This window comes from Pseudomonas sp. R11-23-07, assembly GCF_003852295.1.
In the GTDB taxonomy this organism is placed as follows: domain Bacteria; phylum Pseudomonadota; class Gammaproteobacteria; order Pseudomonadales; family Pseudomonadaceae; genus Aquipseudomonas.
In genome coordinates this window covers 4,598,172-4,619,032 of record NZ_CP027761.1, presented here as the reverse complement: position 1 = coordinate 4,619,032, position 20,861 = coordinate 4,598,172, and the positions used below count along the sequence as shown (strand labels likewise).

Annotated in this window: 17 protein-coding genes; 15 read left to right on the top strand and 2 right to left on the bottom strand. The window is 60.2% G+C overall.

What is annotated here, in order from left to right:
• Window positions 1–5: 5 nt before the first annotated feature.
• Both C4J84_RS21165 and C4J84_RS21160 read left to right on the top strand, forming a co-directional pair.
• Entirely contained in the window at window positions 6–1,364 is a 1,359-nt protein-coding gene (locus C4J84_RS21165) for a DUF1329 domain-containing protein (protein ID WP_124364348.1), read from the top strand.
• 246 nt (window positions 1,365–1,610) lie between these two features.
• A complete protein-coding gene (locus tag C4J84_RS21160; RefSeq protein WP_124436045.1) occupies window positions 1,611–4,112 on the top strand; it encodes a LuxR C-terminal-related transcriptional regulator in 2,502 nt (833 codons plus the stop codon).
• On the opposite strand, the gene C4J84_RS21155 is transcribed toward C4J84_RS21160, so the two are convergent.
• Entirely contained in the window at window positions 4,109–4,984 is an 876-nt protein-coding gene (locus C4J84_RS21155; protein WP_124372474.1) for a helix-turn-helix domain-containing protein, read from the bottom strand. The two genes, C4J84_RS21160 and C4J84_RS21155, sit on opposite strands and share 4 nt — an antisense overlap.
• 136 nt (window positions 4,985–5,120) lie before the next feature.
• On the opposite strand from C4J84_RS21155, the gene C4J84_RS21150 reads away from it, so the two are divergent.
• Entirely contained in the window at window positions 5,121–6,023 is a 903-nt protein-coding gene (locus C4J84_RS21150) for a DMT family transporter (protein ID WP_124436044.1), read from the top strand.
• A gap of 108 nt (window positions 6,024–6,131) precedes the next feature.
• On the opposite strand, the gene norR is transcribed toward C4J84_RS21150, so the two are convergent.
• On the bottom strand, window positions 6,132–7,676 hold the full coding sequence (gene norR / locus C4J84_RS21145) for a nitric oxide reductase transcriptional regulator NorR (protein ID WP_124436043.1): 1,545 nt from the start codon (window positions 7,674–7,676) through the stop codon (window positions 6,132–6,134).
• Between the two features lie 147 nt (window positions 7,677–7,823).
• Here norR and hmpA point away from each other — a divergent pair, with 147 nt between their 5' ends.
• The 12 genes from hmpA to C4J84_RS21080 all read left to right on the top strand — a co-directional run bounded on the left by hmpA (window position 7,824) and on the right by C4J84_RS21080 (window position 20,857).
• Entirely contained in the window at window positions 7,824–9,005 is a 1,182-nt protein-coding gene (hmpA, locus tag C4J84_RS21140) for an NO-inducible flavohemoprotein (protein WP_124436042.1), read from the top strand.
• Window positions 9,006–9,229: 224 nt separating this feature from the next.
• Entirely contained in the window at window positions 9,230–9,736 is a 507-nt protein-coding gene (locus C4J84_RS21135) for a disulfide bond formation protein B (RefSeq protein ID WP_124436041.1), read from the top strand.
• A 791-nt stretch (window positions 9,737–10,527) separates the two neighbouring features.
• On the top strand, window positions 10,528–11,469 hold the full coding sequence (gene cyoA, locus C4J84_RS21125) for a ubiquinol oxidase subunit II (protein WP_124359764.1): 942 nt from the start codon (window positions 10,528–10,530) through the stop codon (window positions 11,467–11,469).
• 3 nt (window positions 11,470–11,472) lie between these two features.
• Window positions 11,473–13,491: a cytochrome o ubiquinol oxidase subunit I gene (gene cyoB / locus C4J84_RS21120; protein WP_124436040.1), complete on the top strand. Its 2,019-nt coding sequence runs from the start codon at window positions 11,473–11,475 to the stop codon at window positions 13,489–13,491.
• A 3-nt stretch (window positions 13,492–13,494) separates the two neighbouring features.
• Window positions 13,495–14,121, top strand: coding sequence for a cytochrome o ubiquinol oxidase subunit III (locus tag C4J84_RS21115; protein ID WP_057723999.1), 627 nt, complete (start codon window positions 13,495–13,497; stop codon window positions 14,119–14,121).
• Window positions 14,121–14,456 (top strand): cytochrome o ubiquinol oxidase subunit IV, encoded by a 336-nt coding sequence (gene cyoD / locus C4J84_RS21110; protein ID WP_124436039.1) that lies wholly within the window; start codon window positions 14,121–14,123, stop codon window positions 14,454–14,456. The genes C4J84_RS21115 and cyoD overlap by 1 nt, the downstream gene beginning before the upstream one ends.
• An 11-nt stretch (window positions 14,457–14,467) precedes the next feature.
• Window positions 14,468–15,355, top strand: a complete 888-nt coding sequence (cyoE, locus tag C4J84_RS21105) for a heme o synthase (RefSeq protein ID WP_124364341.1) — start codon at window positions 14,468–14,470, stop codon at window positions 15,353–15,355.
• A 101-nt stretch (window positions 15,356–15,456) separates the two neighbouring features.
• On the top strand, window positions 15,457–16,155 hold the full coding sequence (queC, locus tag C4J84_RS21100; RefSeq protein ID WP_124436038.1) for a 7-cyano-7-deazaguanine synthase QueC: 699 nt from the start codon (window positions 15,457–15,459) through the stop codon (window positions 16,153–16,155).
• Between the two features lie 416 nt (window positions 16,156–16,571).
• Window positions 16,572–17,657, top strand: coding sequence for a pyridoxal phosphate-dependent aminotransferase (locus tag C4J84_RS21095; protein ID WP_124436037.1), 1,086 nt, complete (start codon window positions 16,572–16,574; stop codon window positions 17,655–17,657).
• A 197-nt stretch (window positions 17,658–17,854) separates the two neighbouring features.
• Window positions 17,855–18,568, top strand: coding sequence for a LuxR family transcriptional regulator (locus C4J84_RS21090; RefSeq protein WP_124436036.1), 714 nt, complete (start codon window positions 17,855–17,857; stop codon window positions 18,566–18,568).
• A gap of 248 nt (window positions 18,569–18,816) precedes the next feature.
• Complete coding sequence (locus C4J84_RS21085; protein ID WP_124364337.1) at window positions 18,817–19,881, top strand: fatty acid desaturase family protein; 1,065 nt, start codon at window positions 18,817–18,819, stop codon at window positions 19,879–19,881.
• Window positions 19,882–19,885: 4 nt separating this feature from the next.
• Window positions 19,886–20,857, top strand: a complete 972-nt coding sequence (locus C4J84_RS21080; protein ID WP_124368295.1) for a proline dehydrogenase family protein — start codon at window positions 19,886–19,888, stop codon at window positions 20,855–20,857.
• Window positions 20,858–20,861 lie beyond the last annotated feature (4 nt).

The window sequence follows — 20,861 nt, the reverse complement described above, 5'->3', positions numbered from 1 at the left end:
GAACTATGCGTAAGACAATTGCAGCGTTGGCCCTGAGTCTGCTGGCCGCCCACGTGATGGCCGCGGTATCGCCGGAAGAAGCCGCCAAGCTCGGCACCAGCCTGACCCCGGTCGGCGCCGAAAAAGCCGGCAACGCCGATGGCTCGATCCCGGCCTGGACCGGCGGCATTCCGAAAAACGCCGGCGCGGTGGACAGCAAGGGCTTTCTCGCCGACCCGTTTGCCAGTGAAAAACCGCTGTTCGTGATCACCGCAGCCACCGTCGACAAGTACAAAGACAAACTCTCCGACGGCCAGGTGGCGATGTTCAAGCGCTACCCCGAGACCTACAAGATCCCGGTGTATCCGAGCCACCGTACGGTCAACCTGCCGGCGGATATCTACGAGTCGATCAAGCGCAGCGCACTGAACGTCAAGGCGATCAACGACGGCAACGGCCTGGAGAACTTCACCGGTAACCGTTACTACGCGTTCCCGATTCCCAAAAACGGCGTGGAGGTGTTGTGGAATCACATCACCCGTTACCACGGCGGCAACTTGCGCCGCATCATCACCCAGGCCACGCCACAGACCAACGGCAGCTACACGCCGATCCGCTTCGAAGAGGAAGTGGCGGTGCCGCAGGCCATCCCCGATATCGACCAGGCCAAGGCGGCCAACGTGCTGAGCTATTTCAAGCAATCGGTCACGGCGCCGGCGCGGCTGGCCGGCAACGTGCTGCTGGTACACGAAACCCTCGACCAGGTGAAGGAGCCACGCCTGGCCTGGATCTACAACGCCGGCCAGCGCCGGGTGCGGCGGGCGCCGCAGGTCTCGTATGACGGGCCGGGCACCGCCTCCGACGGCCTGCGCACCACCGACAACTTCGACATGTTCTCCGGCGCGCCCGACCGCTATGACTGGAAGCTGGTGGGCAAGAAGGAGCTGTACATCCCTTACAACAGCTACAAGCTCGATTCGCCGACCCTCAAATACGACGACATCATCAAGGCCGGGCATATCAACCAGGACCTGACCCGCTATGAACTGCATCGCGTCTGGGAAGTGGTCGGCACCGTCAAGCCGAGCGAACGCCACATCTACGCCAAGCGCCACATGTACATTGACGAAGACAGCTGGCAAGTCGCCCTGGTGGACCACTACGACGGTCGCGGCCAACTGTGGCGCGTCGCCGAAGGCCATGCGCAGTTCTATTACGACCATCAGGTACCGGCCTACACCGTGGAAACCCTGTACGACCTGATCGCCGGGCGTTATCTCGCGCTGGGTATGAAGAACGAGGAGAAGAGCAGCTTCGTCTTCGGCTTCGCGGCCAAGGCAGCGGATTACACCCCAGCCGCGCTCAGGTCCGAAGGCGTGCGCTAAAGATCATTCCCACGCTCCCGCGTGGGAATGCAGCCCGTGACGCTCTGCGTCACCTGTGCGCGGCGGTTGGCGGGACGCGGAGCGTCCCAGGAGGCATTCCCACGCAGAGCGTGGGAATGATCATTCGGGGGCCCCCTCCCACATTGGGTTTTGCGCATATCTTTCAATCACCCCGCTGAATACTTCTTCAACAACCGCCCACCACAGGACTAGGGTTGCATCACAATAAAAAAGCAGGATGCAGCAATGACCGCCATGACACGCTGCCTGGACCGTCCTGGATTCATGCCCCGGCTGTCCGCTCACCATCTGCTGCGCCCGCGCCTGGCCGCGCCTTTGCTCGCGGCACCGGCGCGGGTGAAGCTGCTGTGCGCGCCGGGCGGCAGTGGCAAAAGCGCGTTGCTTGCCGAGTGCGCGTTGCAGGCGCCGCCCGGGTGCCAGGTTCACTGGTTGGCGCTCAATGGCGTGGTTGCATGCCCCGTGGACTTCTCCCGGCGCCTGGCCCACAGCCTTGGGCTGTCTTACACCGATGAAGCGACGTTATTGCTGGACCTGGGGCGCTGGCAACACACGGCGTGGCTATTCCTCGACGATTTTTGCCGGCTGCCCGCGCCTGCACTGGACGCCTTGCTGGACCGGTTGCTCACCGCCAGCAGCCCGGCGCTGACCTGGTGGCTGGGCGCGCGGCGGCGGCCGGCGTGCAATTGGCCGCGCCTGTTGCTCGATGACGAATTGTTGGAGTGCGGCAGTACCGAACTTTCGTTCAGCGCGACGGAAATCCAGGCGTTGCTCGGCCCAGGGCAGAGCGTCGACCACATCATGCAATTCAGCGCCGGATGGTGCGCCGGGGTGCGTATTGCGCTGCTCGGTGACGGCCATCCCGATAAAACCCTGCTCGATTATCTGCAACACGAAGTGTTCAGCAGCTTGCCGGCGGAATTGGCCGAAGCCTGGCGGGTGCTGGCCAACCTGCCGCGCTTCAATACCGGCCTGTGTGAACACCTGTTCGGCTCGGGTGACGGCGCTCAGTACCTGCGCGAGCTTCAAGCGCTCGGTGCGTTTATCCAACCCTGGGAAGGCACCACCGATTGGCTGCACATTTTTGCGCCCCTGGCGCGTTTGCTGCGCGAAGAACCCTGGCCGGCCAAGCGCGCCTGGCACCGGCGCGCGTGCCAGTGGTTCAGCGCCGAGCAGGACTGGCAGGCGGCCTTCGAACAGGCGCTGCTGGCGCAGGAATATGAGGGCGCAGTGAGCCTGTTGCAGCACTTCAGTTTCGAAGACTTGTTCCGCGGGAAAAATGCTGTGCTGCTGTTGCGCCTGCATGAGCAGCATGGCGATGAACTGATGCTCGGCTCGGCACCGCTGGTGGGCCTGGTCACGGCGGCACTGCTGTTTGCCGGGCGGTTCGAGCAGGCGGCGGTGTGCATCGACCAGTTGGCTCGATTCTCGCCGCGACCGACGGCGGCGGCGCAGCGGCATCTGGTGGCGCGCTGGCAGGCGCAAGTCGGCTGGTTACTGCACCTGAGCGGCGATGCCGAGGGTTCCCGCGAGCATTTCCTCGAGGCCCTGCAAGCCTTGCCCGAGAGTGCCTGGACGTCACGCCTGATGTGCCTGTCGGGCCTGACCCAGCAGGCCATGCTGCGCGGTGAGCTGGACGTGGCCCAAGCGCTGAATCGCGAAGCGCTGTGCCTGGCCCGCGCACACGGTTCGCTGGTGCTGGAAGCCTTGCTTGAGTTGGATCACGCCCAATTGCTGGAACAACGCGGCGCGCCTTACCGGGCGCAGAGTTTGTTGGAAAGCGTGCAGGCGATGCTGGTCGAGCAACGCTTGCAGGCTGGGCCGCTGATGGGGCGTATCGCCCTGCGACGTGGGCATCTCGCCTTGCGCCAAGGGCAGGACGCCTTGGCGCATGAGTGTTTCGAGGCTGGTTTGAACATCTGCCTGCACAGCCAGGACAAGCGGGTGCTCTACGGGTTTCTCGGGCTGGCGCTGCTGGCGGCGAATCGCGGTGATTACGCCCAGGCGTTTATACAGTTGCGCGATGCCGAGCGGCTGATGCAGCAGCGTCACGTCCCCGACCTGGTGTACCGCGCGGTGCTGTTGTTGGTCAGCGCGCATTTCTGGTTGCAGCAAGGGCGCGCGGAGTTGACGGTGCAAGCGATGCGCCGCGTGTTGCGTCACTTCCATGGGCCCTGCGCCAAGCAGGCGCCGCCGGCCACGCTGGAATTGATCCCGCGTCTTGAGTACCTGTTGGTGCTGGCCGAGGTCAGGCTGGGCTGCGCCGAACACCCGCTCGAGCGGCTTGGCGCTTTGCTCGACAGCACCCGCCAACGCGGCATGCTCTGCCTGGAAACCGAACTGCAGCTGGTGCTGGGGGAGGTGGCCTGGCGGCTGGGCGAGCCAGCGCGGGCGCGCGCGGCCCTGCAAGCCGGCCTGGAACTGGCGGCGCGTTGCCAGGTGCAGCAGGCGGTGCGCGAGTTGCGTTTGCGTGCGCCGGGGTTGCTCAGTGAGTTGGGGCTGGAACCGCAAGCCGCGCCAGTCGGCGCCACGCAAAATCCGCTGAGCCTGCGCGAGCTGGAAGTGCTGCAGTTGATCGCCCTGGGCAACTCCAATCTGGAAATTGCCGAGCGCCTGTATATCTCCCTGCACACCGTCAAGACCCATGCACGGCGTATCCACAGCAAACTCGGGGTAGAGCGGCGCACCCAGGCAGTGGCCAAGGCCAAGACGCTGGGTTTGATGGGCTAGGTGCGAAAGGCCTGGCGATAGTCCCCAGGTGCCGCCCCTATGGCTTGGCGGAAGCGCTGGTTGAAATGGCTGGCACTGGAGAACCCGCACCGCCAGGCAATCTCACCCACGGCCAGGGCGCTGTCGCGCAACAGCGCCCTGGCACGGGCCAGCCGGCGCGCCAGCAGGTATTGGTGGGGCGGCAGACCGAAGCTTTGCCTGAACATGCGGGCGAAATGGTATTCCGACAGCGCGCACAGGCCGGCCAGTTGGCCGAGGCTGATGGCGTCCTGCAGGTGATGGTCGATGTACTCCACCAAACGCCGTCGCTGGTGCGCGGCCAGCCCACCTTTGACCCGCAGGCCTTCGCGGGCGCCGACCTGGCTGAGCAGGGTGTGACTGAGCATTTCATGGGCCAGGCTACTGGTCAGCAGGCGCTCACCGGGCTCCTGCCAGTTGAGGGCGATCAACTGGTGAAAGCGTGCGGCCAGGCTGGCGTCCTCGAGGAAGGTGCTTTCGCGCAGTTGCAGTTCACGGGGTTCGCGGTCGAGTAGGGTGACGCAGCCGAGGGCGAATTGTTCGGGGCTGAAATAGACATGGGCCAGGCGAATCTCGCCATTGATCACCCAGGCCGATTGATGCTCCGCCGGCAGGATGCACAGTTTGTCGGGGCCGCCCTTGGTGCCCGGTTGGTCACGGCGAAAAGTGCCGGTACCGCCGCCGACGTAGCATGACAAGGTGTGATGGCTGGGCGCCTGGTAATCCTGAGCATCGTGGTGGTTGCTCCACAACGCCGCAGACAAACCGTCACCGAGCTCGGCGCAGGCTTCCAGGCGTGCGTTGGGCGAGCGGTTAAGGGCTTGAAAGACGTGCAGCGATTGCAGCTCTGGCATGGTGTGTTCTCCGACGTTTTGCATCCTACTCCGCCGTCATGGCGCTGTGATCCCCGCCCCCTGAAAAAGCGCAAGAATGTGCAAGAGCGTCGCACACGGAAAACGCGACACTGTGGCTCACTCACCGGAGCCCGCTATGAACCTTTTCCTGTATGTACTCACTGTACTGATCTGGGGCACGACCTGGATCGCGCTCAAATGGCAGTTGGGCGTGGTGGCGATTCCCGTGTCGATCGTTTACCGCTTCGCCTTGGCGGCCCTGGTGCTGTTCGTGCTGTTGCTGCTCAGCCGCCGGCTGCAGGTGATGAACCGGCGCGGGCACCTGATTTGCCTGGCCCAGGGCCTGTGCCTGTTCTGCGTCAACTTCATGTGTTTTCTGACCGCCAGCCAGTGGATTCCCAGCGGCCTGGTGGCGGTGGTGTTTTCCACGGCGACCTTGTGGAACGCGCTGAATGCCCGGGTGTTTTTCGGCCAGCGGGTCGCGCGGAATGTGTTGATGGGCGGCGGCCTTGGCTTGCTCGGCCTGGGCTGTTTGTTCTGGCCCGAATTGGCAGGGCACGCCGCCAGCCCACAGACCCTGCTCGGCCTGGGCCTGGCCTTGCTGGGCACACTGTGTTTTTCGGCGGGCAATATGCTCTCGAGCCTGCAACAGAAGGCCGGGCTGCGGCCCTTGACCACCAATGCCTGGGGCATGGCCTATGGTGCGGCGATGCTGGCGGCGTATTGCGCAGTACGCGGTATTCCGTTCGAGATGGACTGGAGCACGCGTTACATCGGCGCCTTGTGGTACCTGGTGATTCCAGGCTCGGTGATTGGCTTTACCGCCTACCTGACGCTGGTCGGCCGCATGGGGCCGGAGCGGGCGGCGTATTGCACCGTGTTGTTCCCGGTGGTGGCGCTGAACGTATCGGCCTTTGCCGAGGGTTATCAATGGACGGCACCGGCCCTGGCGGGATTGGTGCTGGTGATGTTGGGTAATGTGTTGGTGTTTCGCAAGCCTCGGCCTGCCAACCCAATTTTCGATGCAAAGCCTGTCTAGTGTGGGAGGGGGCTTGCTCCCGATAGCGGTATATCAGTTGCACATAAGGTGACTGATCTACTGCTATCGGGAGCAAGCCCCCTCCCACATTGACCGGGTTGACCCTGGTTATTTTATGCCAAGGCGCTTGGCCATGCGGCCAAGGTTGGCGCGGTCCAGGCCCAGTTCTCGGGCGGCGCCGGCCCAGTTGTGTTGATGGCGTTCGAGGCAGGCGTTGATGATCTGGCGCTGGTAATGCTCGGTGGCCTGGCGCAGGTCGCCGGTGACGTCGCGGGCGACAGCGGCCGGTGCTTCGATGGCGGCTGCGCTGACATCAGGCAGGTCCAGATCCGCCGCGCTCAGGCTGAGAATCTTCGGACGTTCGCGGCAATGCCCCAGGGCTTTGAGCGCACTGCGTCCGATCAAATGTTCCAGCTCGCGCACATTGCCCGGCCAGTCGTAGGCCAGCAGCGCCGCCTGGGCATCGCTGGTCAGGCGCAGGCTGCCCAGGCCCATGCGTGAGCGGTTGTGTTCCAGAAAAAAACCGGCCAGCAGCAACACGTCGCGCCCGCGTTCACGCAACGCAGGCACTTGCAGTGGGTAGACGCTCAAGCGGTGGTAAAAGTCGGCGCGGTAGCGGCCATGGCGCACTTCTTCGGCCAGGTCGCGGTTGGTGGCGGCAATCAGGCGCACATCCACCTGATGCTCTTTGTCCGACCCCAGGCGCTGCAACTGGCCGCTTTGCAGCACCCGCAGCAGCTTGGCCTGCACGCTCAGCGACAGCTCGCCCACTTCATCCAGAAACAGCGTGCCGCCGTTGGCCAGTTCGAATTTGCCCCGGCGCTCATTCAGCGCGCCGGTGAAGGCACCGCGTACATGGCCGAACAGCTCGCTTTCCACCAGGGTTTCGGGCAGCGCGGCGCAGTTGAGGCTGATCAGCGGTTTGTCGGCACGCGACGACGCGGCGTGGATCGCCTGGGCGACCAACTCCTTGCCGACCCCGGTTTCACCGGTTATCAGCACGGTCAGGTCACTGCCGCCCACCAGGTTGATTTCCTCGACCAGGCGCTTGTGCGCCTTGCTCTGGCCGATCATTTCCTTGTGCTGCTGGCTGCTGGCCTGGCGGTAGATCTCGGCGCGCTGGTGTTCGTCTTCGGCGCGCAACGCCAGGCGCTCAATGCGCTCGGCGACGTTGACCGTTGCAGCGGCGAGGCTGGCGAAGGCTTGCAGGGCGTCGAGTTCGACCCGTTCGAAGCGCTCGGTGTCGAGGGCGTCCAGGGTCAGCAGGCCCCACGGCTGGTCGTCGATAAATAACGGGCAGCCCATGCAGTCGTGCACTTCCAGCTGCCCGTGCAGGCCTTCCACCAGGCCGTCGTAGGGGTCGGGCAATTCGCTGTCGCTGTCAAAGCGGGTAGGGCCGGGGCTGCTCAGCAGCAGCGCAAAACGCGGGTGTTCGCTGATCTTGAAGCGCCGACCCAAGGTATCGGCGCTCAAGCCATCCACGGCCAGCGGCACCAGCCATTCGCCCTCCAGGCGCAGCAAGGCGGCGGCATCACATGGCAGCAGGGCGCGCATGGCATGCAGCAGGCGTCGATAGCGCTCGCCTTCGGGCAAGTCCCGTGACAGGTCGGCCACGAGGGGCAGCAGGGTGGTGAGCAGCGATTGTGCAGTCATAATGACTCCTTGTAGTCCTTATGACTATAAACTGTAGGAAGTCATTCTGACTATGCTGTATTTAAGTTGCTGAAAAACATGAATTTATTAGTTGGCACGATTACTGAGTACCTGAGGGCAACGAATGAAAAGACCCAGGAGTCTCCCATGCTGAGCGCCCAAGACCGTGCCATCGTCAAATCCACTGTGCCCCTGCTGGAAAGCGGTGGCGAAGCGTTGATCACCCATTTCTACCGCATGATGCTGTCCGAATACCCCGAAGTTCGCCCGCTGTTCAACCAGGCCCACCAGGCCAGCGGCGACCAGCCGCGCGCCTTGGCCAATGGCGTGCTGATGTACGCGCGGCATATCGACCAGTTGGACCAGTTGGGCGACCTGGTGGCCAAAATCATCAACAAGCACGTGGCCTTGCAGATCCTGCCGGAACACTACCCGATCGTGGGGGCCTGCCTGCTGCGGGCGATTTCCGAAGTGCTGGGCAGCGAGATTGCCACCCCTGAGGTGATGAGCGCCTGGGGCGCGGCGTATGGGCAGTTGGCGGACATCCTGATCGGTGCCGAAGCGGCTATCTACAACGAGAAAGCCCAGGCGCCCGGCGGCTGGCGCGGTGCGCGGCCGTTCCGGTTGGTCAAACGCGTGGAGGAGAGCAACGAGATCACCTCGTTCTACTTCGCCCCGGTGGACAACGGCCCGATCCTCAGCGCTGCGCCCGGCCAATACATCGGCATGAAGCTGGTGCTCGACGGCGAGGAAGTCCGTCGCAACTATTCCCTGTCGGCCCTGAGCAATGACGGCCTGTACCGCATCAGCGTCAAGCGCGAAGCCGGTGGGCGAGTGTCCAACTACTTGCATGACCAATTGCACGTCGGCGCGACCCTTGACCTGTTCCCGCCCTCGGGCGAGTTCACCCTGGCCGCCGGCGACAAGCCGCTGGTGCTGATCAGCGGCGGGGTAGGTATTACCCCGACCCTGGCGATGCTCGAAGCGGCCCTGGCTACCGAGCGCCCGGTGCACTTTATCCACTGCGCGCGTAACGGTGCGGTGCATGCGTTCCGGGACTGGGTAGACGCGCTGGCGGCCAGGCACCCGCAGCTCAAGCGCTTCTACTGCTATGCCGAGGATGACGGCGTAAGCCCGGCGGCGGACAAGGTCGGCCTGCTGAGCCAGGATCAACTGGCGGCGTGGCTGCCCGAGGCGCGCGACATCGATGCGTATTTCCTGGGGCCCAAGGGGTTCATGGCGGTAATCAAGCGCTACCTCAAGGCCCTGGGTGTGCCCGAGAAACAAAGCCGCTACGAATTTTTCGGCCCGGCTGCTGCCCTGGAGTAAGCTGCTTCACAGCAACAGTGAACCAGTGTGGGAGGGGGCTTGCTCCCGATAGCGGTGTGTCAGTGACAGGCAAGCTGACTGATCCACCGCTATCGGGAGCAAGCCCCCTCCCACATTGGGTTCTTCATTTTTCCTGATTAATCCGTTGTTAACCCCTCTCTGTTTTAACGGGTGCCTGTGTGTAAACTTGTTGCCCTTGGGCAAACAGACAAAGGAAACCAGAGATGAGTGACGAATTGCGTTTGGGCAGGGAGCGGCGCTTTCTGGTGTTGCTGGGCATCATCTGCCTGGCGCTGATCGGCGGAGCGCTGTACATGCAAGTGGTGCTGGGCGAAGCGCCGTGCCCACTGTGCATCCTGCAACGCTATGCCTTGCTGTTGATCGCGATCTTCGCGTTCCTCGGCGCTGCCATGCGCAGCAAGGGGGCGGTCACGTTCTTTGAAGGGTTGGTGGTCCTCAGCGCCCTGAGCGGTGTGGCTGCCGCCGGTCATCATGTGTACACCCAGTTCTTCCCTCAGGTCAGCTGCGGCATCGATGTGTTGCAGCCGATCGTCGATGACCTGCCCCTGGCCAAAGTGTTTCCCCTGGGCTTTCAGGTCGATGGTTTCTGCAGCACGCCCTATCCGCCGATCCTCGGCCTGTCCCTGGCGCAATGGGCGTTGGTCGCGTTCGTGCTGACGGCGATCCTGGTGCCCCTGTGCATCTATCGTAATCGTCACCCCAAAGCCTGAACCCGTTCACTAAAACGCCCCGGTCTCCTTGAGTGAAGGCCGGGGCGTTTTTGTGTGTAGGGATTTGTGAAAGAGCCGTGACGAGCGGCAATGAATAGTGCGCGCAGCGTGCGACATGTTGTCACACGGAGGCTGTCGCAGGGCATTTCTGAATGGCCGAACCGGCTGCCGAATTTGCATCCGGGGCACAAAACGTGCTGTCAATTCGTGGTTTGAAAGACACCGCAGGGCGCGTGAGGTTTGAGCCCATGAGCGCTCTGCAAATGCCTTGTTTTATGGGGACTTTGCCACGTTTGCCATGCCCTTACACAGCGTAAGGGGAGTGGCAATCTGCCCAATAACAGCGCAATTTTTGTGGTTTTTGTTGAGAATTGAACGCGATAACATCGCGAACCCTTGCAGGAATGGTGAAGTATTATTGCTGTAATCGATAAAAATTATTTCTTTATCAGACATGGTTTATACATCGCTAGCTAACTACAATCGCCCGCACTGAATGTCCGGTGCTGTTCAATATTTGAGCATTGGAGCGGTCGAGGAGCAGATGGAAGGCTCTGTGCGATCCCAGGTTCCGGCAGCCTTTCAACTTTCCGCACCAAATGGAATTGGTCTGTAACAAGGCCTTTAGCCACGAAATCGAATAAGAACTCACCGCAGGTCCGTGCGACGTACAGCTATGACGTAACGGGCAGGCTCTTATTCAATCGAAGAGAAATGCCAACCCTTGGCAGGGTGAAGTGTTGGCGATCAAAACCCAACTGCATTGCGCAAGCTGCTTTAGAGGTCGTGAGATGAGTAAAAACAGGTACCCCCGATTACTAGGCTTTTTGCCGCTGCTTGGCATGATGTTAATGCTGGGAGGCTGCAAGTGGACCTTGCTCGACCCAAAAGGACAGGTCGGTCTGGATGAACGAAACCTGATCATCACCGCCACCCTGCTGATGCTGCTGGTCGTGATCCCTGTGATCATCATGACCTTCGCCTTCGCCTGGAAATACCGCGCGTCCAACACCAGCGCTACCTACGCGCCGAAGTGGTCGCACTCCACCAAGATCGAAATCGCGGTGTGGCTGGTCCCGATCCTCATCATCATTGCCCTGGGTTATGTGACCTACAAGTCCACCCATGCACTGGACCCGTACCGTCCGCTGGAATCGGACGTCAAGCCGATCAACATCGAAGTGGTCGCGCTGGACTGGAAGTGGCTGTTCATCTACCCGGACCTGGGTATCGCCACTGTGAACCAGATCCGGTTCCCGGAGCACACTCCGCTTAACTTCAAGATCACCTCCGACGCCGTGATGAACTCGTTCTTCATCCCAGCCCTGGGCGGCCAGATCTATGCGATGGCAGGCATGCAGACCAAGCTGCATCTGATCGCCAACCAGAAAGCTGAAATGGAAGGCATCTCCGCCAATTACAGCGGCGCTGGCTTCACCGGCATGAAATTCAAAGCGATCTCGACGAGCCAGGAAGAATTTGACGCCTGGGTAGCCGAAGTCAAGGCCGCACCTAAACAGCTTGATCAAGCTGAATACGACGCCCTGACCAAACCAAGCCAGAACAACCCTGTCGCCCTGTACTCCGCGTTTGAGCCGAACCTGTTTCAGAAAATCGTCGACAAGTACGAAGGTATGAAGCCAGGCAAGCCGGTCAAGCACGAGAAGAAAGAAGTGGCCGTGGTTGAAGGTTCTGACACAGGCGCGCATTCAACTGCTGGGGCAGAGGAGTAAACGATGTTTGGTAAATTAAGTTGGGACGCGGTCCCTTTCCACGAGCCGATTGTGATGATTACCATCGCCATGATCGCGCTGGGTGGTCTGGCACTGTTTGCGGGTATCACCTACTTCAAGAAGTGGACCTACCTGTGGACCGAGTGGCTGACTTCGGTCGACCACAAGAAAATCGGCGTCATGTACGTCATCGTTGCCATGGTCATGCTGCTGCGTGGTTTTGCCGACGCCATCATGATGCGTACCCAGTTGGCCATGGCCACCGAGGGTTCGCCTGGCTACCTGCCGCCTGAACACTATGACCAGATCTTCACCGCCCACGGTGTGATCATGATCATCTTCATGGCGATGCCATTCTTCACCGGCTTGATGAACCTGGCCTTGCCGCTGCAGATCGGTGCGCGTGACGTTGCCTACCCGTTCCTGAACTCCCTGAGCTTCTGGCTGCTGGTATCCGGCGTGGTACTGATCAACGTGTCCCTGGGCGTCGGCGAATTCGCCAAGACCGGTTGGGTTGCGTATCCGCCATTGTCGGGCCTGCAATACAGTCCGGGCGTGGGTGTGGACTACTACATCTGGGCGCTACAGTTATCAGGACTCGGGACGACATTGACGGGGGTCAACTTCCTGGCCACCGTGCTGAAAATGCGCGCCCCTGGCATGAAACTGATGGACATGCCGATCTTCACCTGGACCTGCACCTGGGCAAACGTGCTGATCGTGGCTTCGTTCCCGATCCTGGCCGCTACCATGGCGCTGCTGTCGCTTGACCGTTACCTGGATTTCCACATTTTCACCAATGAACTTGGTGGCAATCCAATGATGTACGTGAACCTGTTCTGGGCATGGGGTCACCCTGAGGTGTACATCCTGATCCTGCCAGCGTTCGGTATCTTCTCCGAAGTGATCTCGACCTTTACCGGCAAGCGTCTGTTCGGTCACCACTCGATGGTTTATGCATCGGGCGCGATCTCGGTACTGGGCTTCATGGTGTGGCTGCACCACTTCTTCACCATGGGTTCGGGGGCCAGCGTCAACGCCTTCTTCGGCCTGGCGACGATGCTGATTTCCATCCCGACGGGGGTGAAGCTATTCAACTGGCTGTTCACCATCTACCACGGTCGTCTGCGCATGACCAGCCAGGTCCTGTGGACCCTGGGCTTCATGGTCACCTTCGCCATCGGCGGCATGACCGGCGTACTGCTGGCCATCCCGGGTGCTGACTTCGTGCTGCACAACAGCCTGTTCGTGATCGCTCACTTCCACAACGTGATCATCGGTGGTGCGGTATTCGGCTACATCGCTGGTTTCAGCTTCTACTTCCCGAAAGCGTTCGGCTTCAAGCTGCACGAAGGTTGGGGCAAGGCTGCATTCTGGTTTTGGATCTCGGGCTTCTTCGTCGCGTTCATGCCGCTCTATGCACTGGGCTTCATGGGCATGACCCGTCGTCTGAACGCCACCACCAACCCTGAGTGGGTGCCGTACCTGTACGTCGCCATGTTCGGTGCGGTGATGATCGCTGTGGGCATCGCCTGCCAGCTGATCCAGCTGTACGTCAGCGTGCGTGATCGCAAGCAGAACCTGTGCGAATCGGGCGACCCGTGGAATGGCCACACCCTGGAATGGTCGACCTCGTCGCCACCGCCGTTCTACAACTTCGCCGTGATTCCTACCGCGAACACCATCGATGCGTTCACCGAAGCCAAGGAAGACGGTACTGCGTACCAGCAACCCAAGCACTACGAGCCGATCCACATGCCAAACAACACCGCCACTGGCGTGGTGATGGGTGCGCTGTTGACCGTGTTCGGTTTCGCGATGATCTGGCACATCTGGTGGCTGGCAATCGCGAGCCTGGTGGGCACTATCGGTTACTTCATCATTCACGCTGCCCGTGATGATCAAGGCTACATGGTGCCGGTCGAAACGATCGAACGCATCGAAGCCGAGCAGCACGCTCGCCTGGTAGCCGAGAACAAGATCCCGGCCAACCGTGTAGAAACCTCGTTGGAACAGGCTTAAACCATGTCGAACTTAGTGACCAATGCTGGACACGCCCATGTCGATGACCATGGGCACGATGACCATCACCACGACTCGGGGCCAATAACCGTCTTCGGTTTCTGGCTCTACCTGATGACCGACTGCATCTTGTTTGCGTCGATCTTCGCGGTGTACGCGGTACTGGTAAACAACGTAGCGGGTGGCCCGTCGGGCCACGACATCTTCGAACTGCCTTACGTGCTCGGCGAAACCGCCTTGCTGTTGTTCAGTTCGATCACCTACGGCTTCGCCATGTTGGCCTTCTACAAAGGCAACAAGAAAGGCGTGCTGAGCTGGTTGGCACTGACCTTCCTGTTCGGCCTGGGCTTCATCGGCATGGAGATCAACGAGTTCCACCTGCTGATCTCCGAAGGCTACGGCCCGCACCGTTCCGGTTTCCTGTCGGCGTTCTTCACGCTGGTCGGCACCCACGGTCTGCACGTATCCGCCGGCCTGCTGTGGATGGCGGTGATGATGTATCAGGTTAATAAGCACGGCCTGACCAACACCAACAAGACCCGCCTGAGCTGCCTGAGCCTGTTCTGGCACTTCCTGGACGTGGTCTGGATCTGCGTATTCACCGTCGTTTACTTGATGGGTACTCTGTAATGGCTAATGCACACTCCCATGACAACCACGATTCAAGCCACGGCAGCGTAAAGTCTTACGCCATCGGCTTTATCCTGTCGGTCATCCTGACCCTGATCCCGTTCGGCCTGGTGATGTACCCAACCCTGCCGAAGTCGATCACCTTGATGATCGTGTTGGCGTTCGCGGTGATTCAGGTCCTGGTTCACCTGGTGTACTTCCTGCACCTGGATCGTTCCAAAGAGCAGCGCGAGAACGTGATTGCGTTCGTGTTCGCAGGCCTGGTGATCGTTCTGCTGGTTGGTCTGTCGCTGTGGATCATGTTCAGCATCCACACCTACATGATGGCGAAGTGAGGTAAAACCCGATGTCGCTTAAGCACTTTATCCAAATCACCAAACCGGGGATCATTTTCGGTAACGTGCTTTCTGTGGCGGGCGGTTTCTTCCTGGCCTCCAAGGGACATGTCGATCTGGCCATCTTCCTGGCTGCAATGATCGGCACGTCCCTGGTGGTAGCTTCCGGATGCGTGTTCAACAACTGCATCGACCGTGACATCGACGTCAAGATGGAGCGCACCAAGAATCGCGTGCTGGTCCAGGGCCTTATCTCCCTGAAGCTGGCACTGATTTTCGCGACCGTCCTGGGTGTTGCGGGCGTGGTGTTGTTGTACAAGGTGGCCAACCCGTTGGCGGCGCTGTTTGCCGTAATCGGTTTTGTCATCTACGTCGGCCTCTACAGCCTCTACCTCAAGCGCAAGTCGGTACACGGCACGCTGGTGGGCAGTCTGTCGGGGGCGATGCCGCCGGTGATTGGTTATGTGGCTGTAACCAATAGCTTCGACATGGCCGCGCTGGTGCTGCTGGTGATGTTCAGCCTGTGGCAGATGCCGCATTCCTACGCCATCGCGATTTTCCGCTTCAATGACTACCTGGCTGCGTCGATTCCGGTTCTGCCGGTCAAGCGTGGCATCCAGGTGGCCAAGAAACACATTCTGCTCTACATCCTGGCCTTCCTCGTGGCGACCTTGATGTTGACCTTCAGCGGCTACGCCGGCATGAGCTACCTCGCCGTCGCCGCGGCCATGGGCATGTACTGGTTGTACATGGCCTGGACCGGCTACAAGGCGGTGGATGACACCGTCTGGGCGCGCAAGCTGTTCGTGTTCTCGATCTTCACCATCACCGCGCTCAGCGTGATGATGTCCCTGGATTTCCAAGTGCCGAAAGAGCTGTTGCTGACGTACGCGCCCTGAGTGGTCTGGCAGTGAAAAACCCCGCCTTCGAAAGAGCGCGGGGTTTTTTATTGAGTGGCCTTTAAACTATTCCCCATTCTTCGAAGGCAGGAAGCAAAGCAATGAGTAAAAAAGCCGTGATGGTGTTCAGTGGCGGGCAGGATTCGACCACCTGCCTGATCCAGGCGCTGAAGCTGTATGACGAAGTGCACTGCATCACCTTCGATTATGGTCAGCGCCATGTGGCGGAAATCGAAGTTGCCCAGCAGTTGGCCAAGCAATTGGGCGCCACCGTGCACAAAGTGATGGACGTGTCGCTGCTCAATGAGCTGGCGATCAGCAGCCTCACCCGTGACAACATTCCGGTGCCGACCGTGAACAGCTCAGGCGAAAGCCTGCCGAGCACTTTCGTACCGGGGCGCAACATCCTGTTCCTGACCCTGGCCGCGATCTACGCCTATCAAGTGAAGGCAGAGACCGTCATCACCGGCGTGTGCGAAACCGACTTCTCGGGATATCCGGATTGCCGTGACGAGTTCGTCAAGGCACTGAACCAGGCCCTCAAGCTGGGCATGGAATACGACGTGCGTCTCGACACCCCGTTGATGTGGCTGAACAAGGCTGAGACCTGGGCCCTGGCCGATTACCACGGGCAACTGGAACTGGTGCGCGAGCAGACCCTGACCTGCTACAACGGCGTCATTGGCACCGGCTGTGGCGAGTGTGACGCGTGCAACCTGCGCGCGCGGGGCTTGAATGAGTACCTGCAGAACAAGGCGGATGTGATGCAGAGCCTGAAGCACAAGTTGCAGTTGAAATAACTCGATCCAGAGCCAGGTGAGGTCTACCTGATAGAGGACGATCAAAGTGTGGGAGGGGGCAAGCCCCGATGAGGCAGTGTCAGTGAATGCCTGTGTAACTGACACACCGCCATCGGGAGCAAGTCGAATCGTCGCACCGCCCCTCCCACATAAGTTTCGCGGTAGGGCCCTGAACCTGTGGCGGCTCAGGAGTCGAGAGCCTCTCTAACTGACACCTCGCGTTCCAAATGTGGGAGGGGGCTTGCTCCCGATGGCGGCCTGACAGCCGACCAGGATGCTGAATCAGAGCGAGCACATATCCGTTGCTGCGGTAACGGCGGCTAACCCGGTGGTGCTAAATCAGGCGACATTTTCCTCGTCATACTCTTCTGTATGACCCGTACGAATCCCCCGTCCGCCTACAAGGAGTAGTCACCATGGTCAGCGTCAGTCGTCGATCCCTTCTCGCCCTGGGCGCGGCCTTGCCTGTGCTCGGGCATCTCGATTGGGCAGTCGCAAGCCCTGCGCCGGCGGCCTCTGACGATGTATTGCTCAACTACAACGAAAGCCCATATGGGCCGTCGAAAGCGGCGCTTGAGGCGATGCAGCGTGGTAGTGCGGCAGCCGGGCGTTATCCCTACCCGCACATGTACGCGCTGGCTGCGCTGTTTGCCCAACAACAAGGCATCAGCGAAGACAATGTGGCGGTGTTTGCCGGCTCCATGGCCGCGTTGCGCTATGCCGTATTGGCATTCACCCACCCAACCCGTGGCCTGGTGATGGCCACGCCGTCCTATGAAGTTCCGCGCCAGGCGGCCGAATCGAACAAGGCGCCGGTACACGAAGTCAGCCTTGATACCCAGCATGCCCATGATGTACCGGCGATGCTCGCGGCTGATCCCCAGGCCGGCATGCTGTACCTGTGCAACCCCAATAACCCGACCGGCACCCTGACGCCGACCGAGGCTATCCGTCAGGCGCTGGCGAACAAACCCAAAGGCAGCGTGCTGGTGGTGGACGAAGCCTATATCGACTTCTGCGACGCCCCCAGTTGCGTGAGTTGGATCAAGGACCATGACGATCTGCTGGTACTGCGCACCTTCTCGAAAATTTACGGCATGGCCGGTGCGCGCCTCGGTTTGGCGATCGGCCATCCCTCGCTGCTGGAGCGCCTCGCGGTGTTTGGCGGCGACAATGTGCCGGCCGGTGCCAGCCTGCTGGGTGCCCATGCCAGCCTGGAAGACGTCAAGCTGCTGGGCCAGCGCAAGGCGCTCAATGCCGATGTGCGTGAGGAGACCATCGCTTGGCTGAAGGGCCGGGGCTATAGCTGCACGGCTTCCCAGAGCAATTGCTTCATGATCGACGTCAAGCAGCCGGCAGAGCAGGTGGTTGCGCGCCTGGCTGCGCAGAATGTGCTGGTAGGACGTGTCTGGAAGGATTGGCCGCAGTGGGTGCGGGTGACGGTAGGCAATAAGCAGCAAATGCAGCGGTTTCGCGAAGTGTTTGCGACACAGATAGCCTGACCAGACGCTGCTGCGCCTGCTTGCGGTCGGCTCAGCGCTGGAAGCACTGGACAAGGTTGGTAGGCATGTTTCATTCTTTCCCTGATATAGAGGAATTTTCCTACGGTGTAGGTCGATTTTGATCGGAAGCTTACGGATTGAAGCACTCCGGTCAGGTCGCTAACCTCACCCGTTGTCACTCATCAGGGACGATAGTCATGCGAAGCGATGGTCAAGCCAATAACAATACGCTCATGCAGCCCACCGATGTGCGCCAATTGCTCGATGTTGAGCTGAGCCGACGCGGCCTCGGGCATTTCGAGGTCTATCAATGTGGGCCGACGCTGGATGAAGCGGAAATCATCACTAACTACCCCGACGCGCTGGACCGTGGTGACGCTGCAGATGACTTTTACCAACGCGGTCAATTGCTGTCCTTGTCCAAACGCCGCATAAAACCGTTTTTCTGGAGCGATGAAAACATCCTTGCGCCCGCTGCAGACGCGGTCCCGGTGCCAGGGCCCTGTGCTCCCGTCGGCGAGGGCGCCAGTTTTATCGTGCATGGTAACCGGGGCTTTTATTCCATCCTCAACCTGTGCAGCTTTGGCGAACATCAACAGTTTCGCGAGCGAGTGCTGGCCAACAAAAGTGAACTGCAGATGCTGCTGGTCTCGGTTTACGACGAGGCGTTGGAAAGCACCACCGTGCTCCCGCCGGTTGTACCGGAAACCGTGCTGACACCTCGGGAAACGCAGGTGTTGTCCTGGACCAGTCAGGGCAAGACCTACAACGAAATAGCGCTTCTGGTCTCAATGAGCCCGCGTACGGTCAAGTTCCATATGAAGAATATCTTCAGCAAGCTGAGTGTGCCCAACGGCAAGTCCGCCATTCGCAAAGCCTTGCAGCTGGGCTATATCCGCGAACAGGCCTGATTCGCCGGTACTTCTTTCCCCATTGCCACGCCCGCCGATGATTTATTACCGGCGGGCGTGCGCGTGCGTGTGTGATTTGGCGCTACCTGTCTAAAAGGGCAGCTTGTTCACTTTCAAGCGGTGCTTTAGTTTTTTTGCAGCCAATGAGTTTAGCTCAGGCAAAAAAACAATAGCCGCAACACCCGAAAAAACATCGTCGCTCCGCGCGATGCGAGTGTTGCAGCGTGCCGCTTAATTATGGAGTGATTATGCTGGTCGATAAAAACAAAGAGCCAGGTGGCCAAAACGCTGCGGGTATTTCCCGTGAAACCTTCGGGATGCTCAAGCACCTGTGCAAGAAAGATAACTACCATTGGGCCATCGCACTGGGTAAGGATTATTCAATCATCGCCTTTGCCATTTATCTGTCCGTGGGCGTCAGCTATTGGTTTTATCCCGTTTCGCTGTTTCTCATCGGCACCACTCAACGTGCCCTGGCGAACGTGTTGCACGAGTCAAGTCACAAACTGTTGGCGAAAAACCGGGCGATCAACTGGTTTGCCGGTACCTTTCTCTCGGGGTACCTGATCTTCCATCTTTACCAGTCCTACAGCACCTCGCACGTCAAAAACCACCATGTGCACCTGGGGCACCCGGAAAAAGACCCGGACTACAATTTCCATCTCAAGTGCGGCCTGTACGACCTCCAGCAAAGCGAGCGCGAGTTCTTCCTGAAGAACGTGGTGATGGCGTTATCGGGTTACCGCACCCTTCAATACATCAAGTATATCGTCAAGGACCGGCTCCAGGGCCAGGACGCACGCATCCGCAAGGAACGCGTGCTGATGTGGGCCTACTGGGCAGTGATTTTTGCAGTGGTTGCCTGGTTTGGCCTTGCGGTTGAACTGGTGCTGTTCTGGTTCGTGCCGCTGTTCACGGCCGCCGTGGCCGTGGGCTGGATCATCGAGCTGGCCGAGCATTATCCGTTGCCCGCCGTTGAAAGCGAAAAGCTGCTGCTGACCCGTAACCGTAAAGGCAACGCGCTGGAAAACTTCTTTTTCGGCCGCCACGACGATAACTACCACCTTGTGCACCACCTGCACCCGTCGATTCCCCACTGGAACATGCGCAAGGCCCATAAACTGCTGATGTCGCACCCCGAGTACGCACGCTGGGACAACCTGTGGGCGGGGATTTTTACCCGTGACCGGCATAGCCGCCACAAGGAAACCCTGCTCAGTTACGCGGCCAAATTCCGCGCCCACAAGATCGCCAACCACACCGACGATTCGAGTTTCGCACGTCGCATGCTCAACCAGTCCTACGGGGTTTAATGCCATGAACACGACAGATAACAGCCTGCTGGCAACCCTGGCCCTGAAGAAACTGGCGGCGAACAAGACCTACCGCGACTTGTTCCTGGAGAGCGAGACGCTGCGTGATTTCCTGCGACCTGCGGCGCTTCGCTACATCATTTCCGAAGATCGCCTGGAGATGCTCGACAAGCTTGGGGCCCTGTTGGCCAAAGGCTATCGCACCGGTGTCGAGTTCGTCGGCGAGGAAGCGACGACGCTGGCCGAGGTGACCACGGCAACCGATGAATACCTGCAGCTGATCGACTTGATCGCCCAGCATCCCAAGCTCGGTGAACCTCCTCAGTTGGGGTTCGATTTGTCGAACGTCGGTACCATCATTTCCCGCGAGCTGGCAGTCGAGAACTGCTCGAAGATCCTGGCCCATGCAGCCGATAAGGATGTCGGCGTGATCATCAGCATGGAGCGCTCCCAATGGACGGATTCGATCCTCGAGATCTTCCTGCACCTGAGCGGGCGTTTTCCCAACGTGGGCATCACCCTCCAGGCGCAGTTGAACCGAACCCCGGATGACCTGGGAGCGGTGCTGGAAACCGGCTGCAAGGTGCGTCTGGTCAAAGGCGTCTATGCTGAGCCTGCCGCCATTGCCTTGCCCCGTGGCGAGGCGCTCAACGAGCGTTACCTGGGGCTGCTGGACCGGATCAATGGTGGCCGCGGGCAGTTTGCTTTCGCCACCCAGGACCCGCTGCTGGTTGAAGAAATCCTCACCAGCCGCATCGCCGACCGAGGTGAGCTGGAGATGCTCCACGGCGTGCGCCCTGAGCTGATCAAGGCGGTAAAAGACCAGGGCCAGGTCAAGGCCCGGGTTTCGGCGGTTTACGGCACCAACTGGTACTTGCACCTGTTGCACCGTGTGGCTGAGTTTCCGCAGAACATTTTCCTGGCGCTCGATGACGTGGCGTCGCCACGGGCCTCTGAAACCGCCACTCATTACTGAAAAG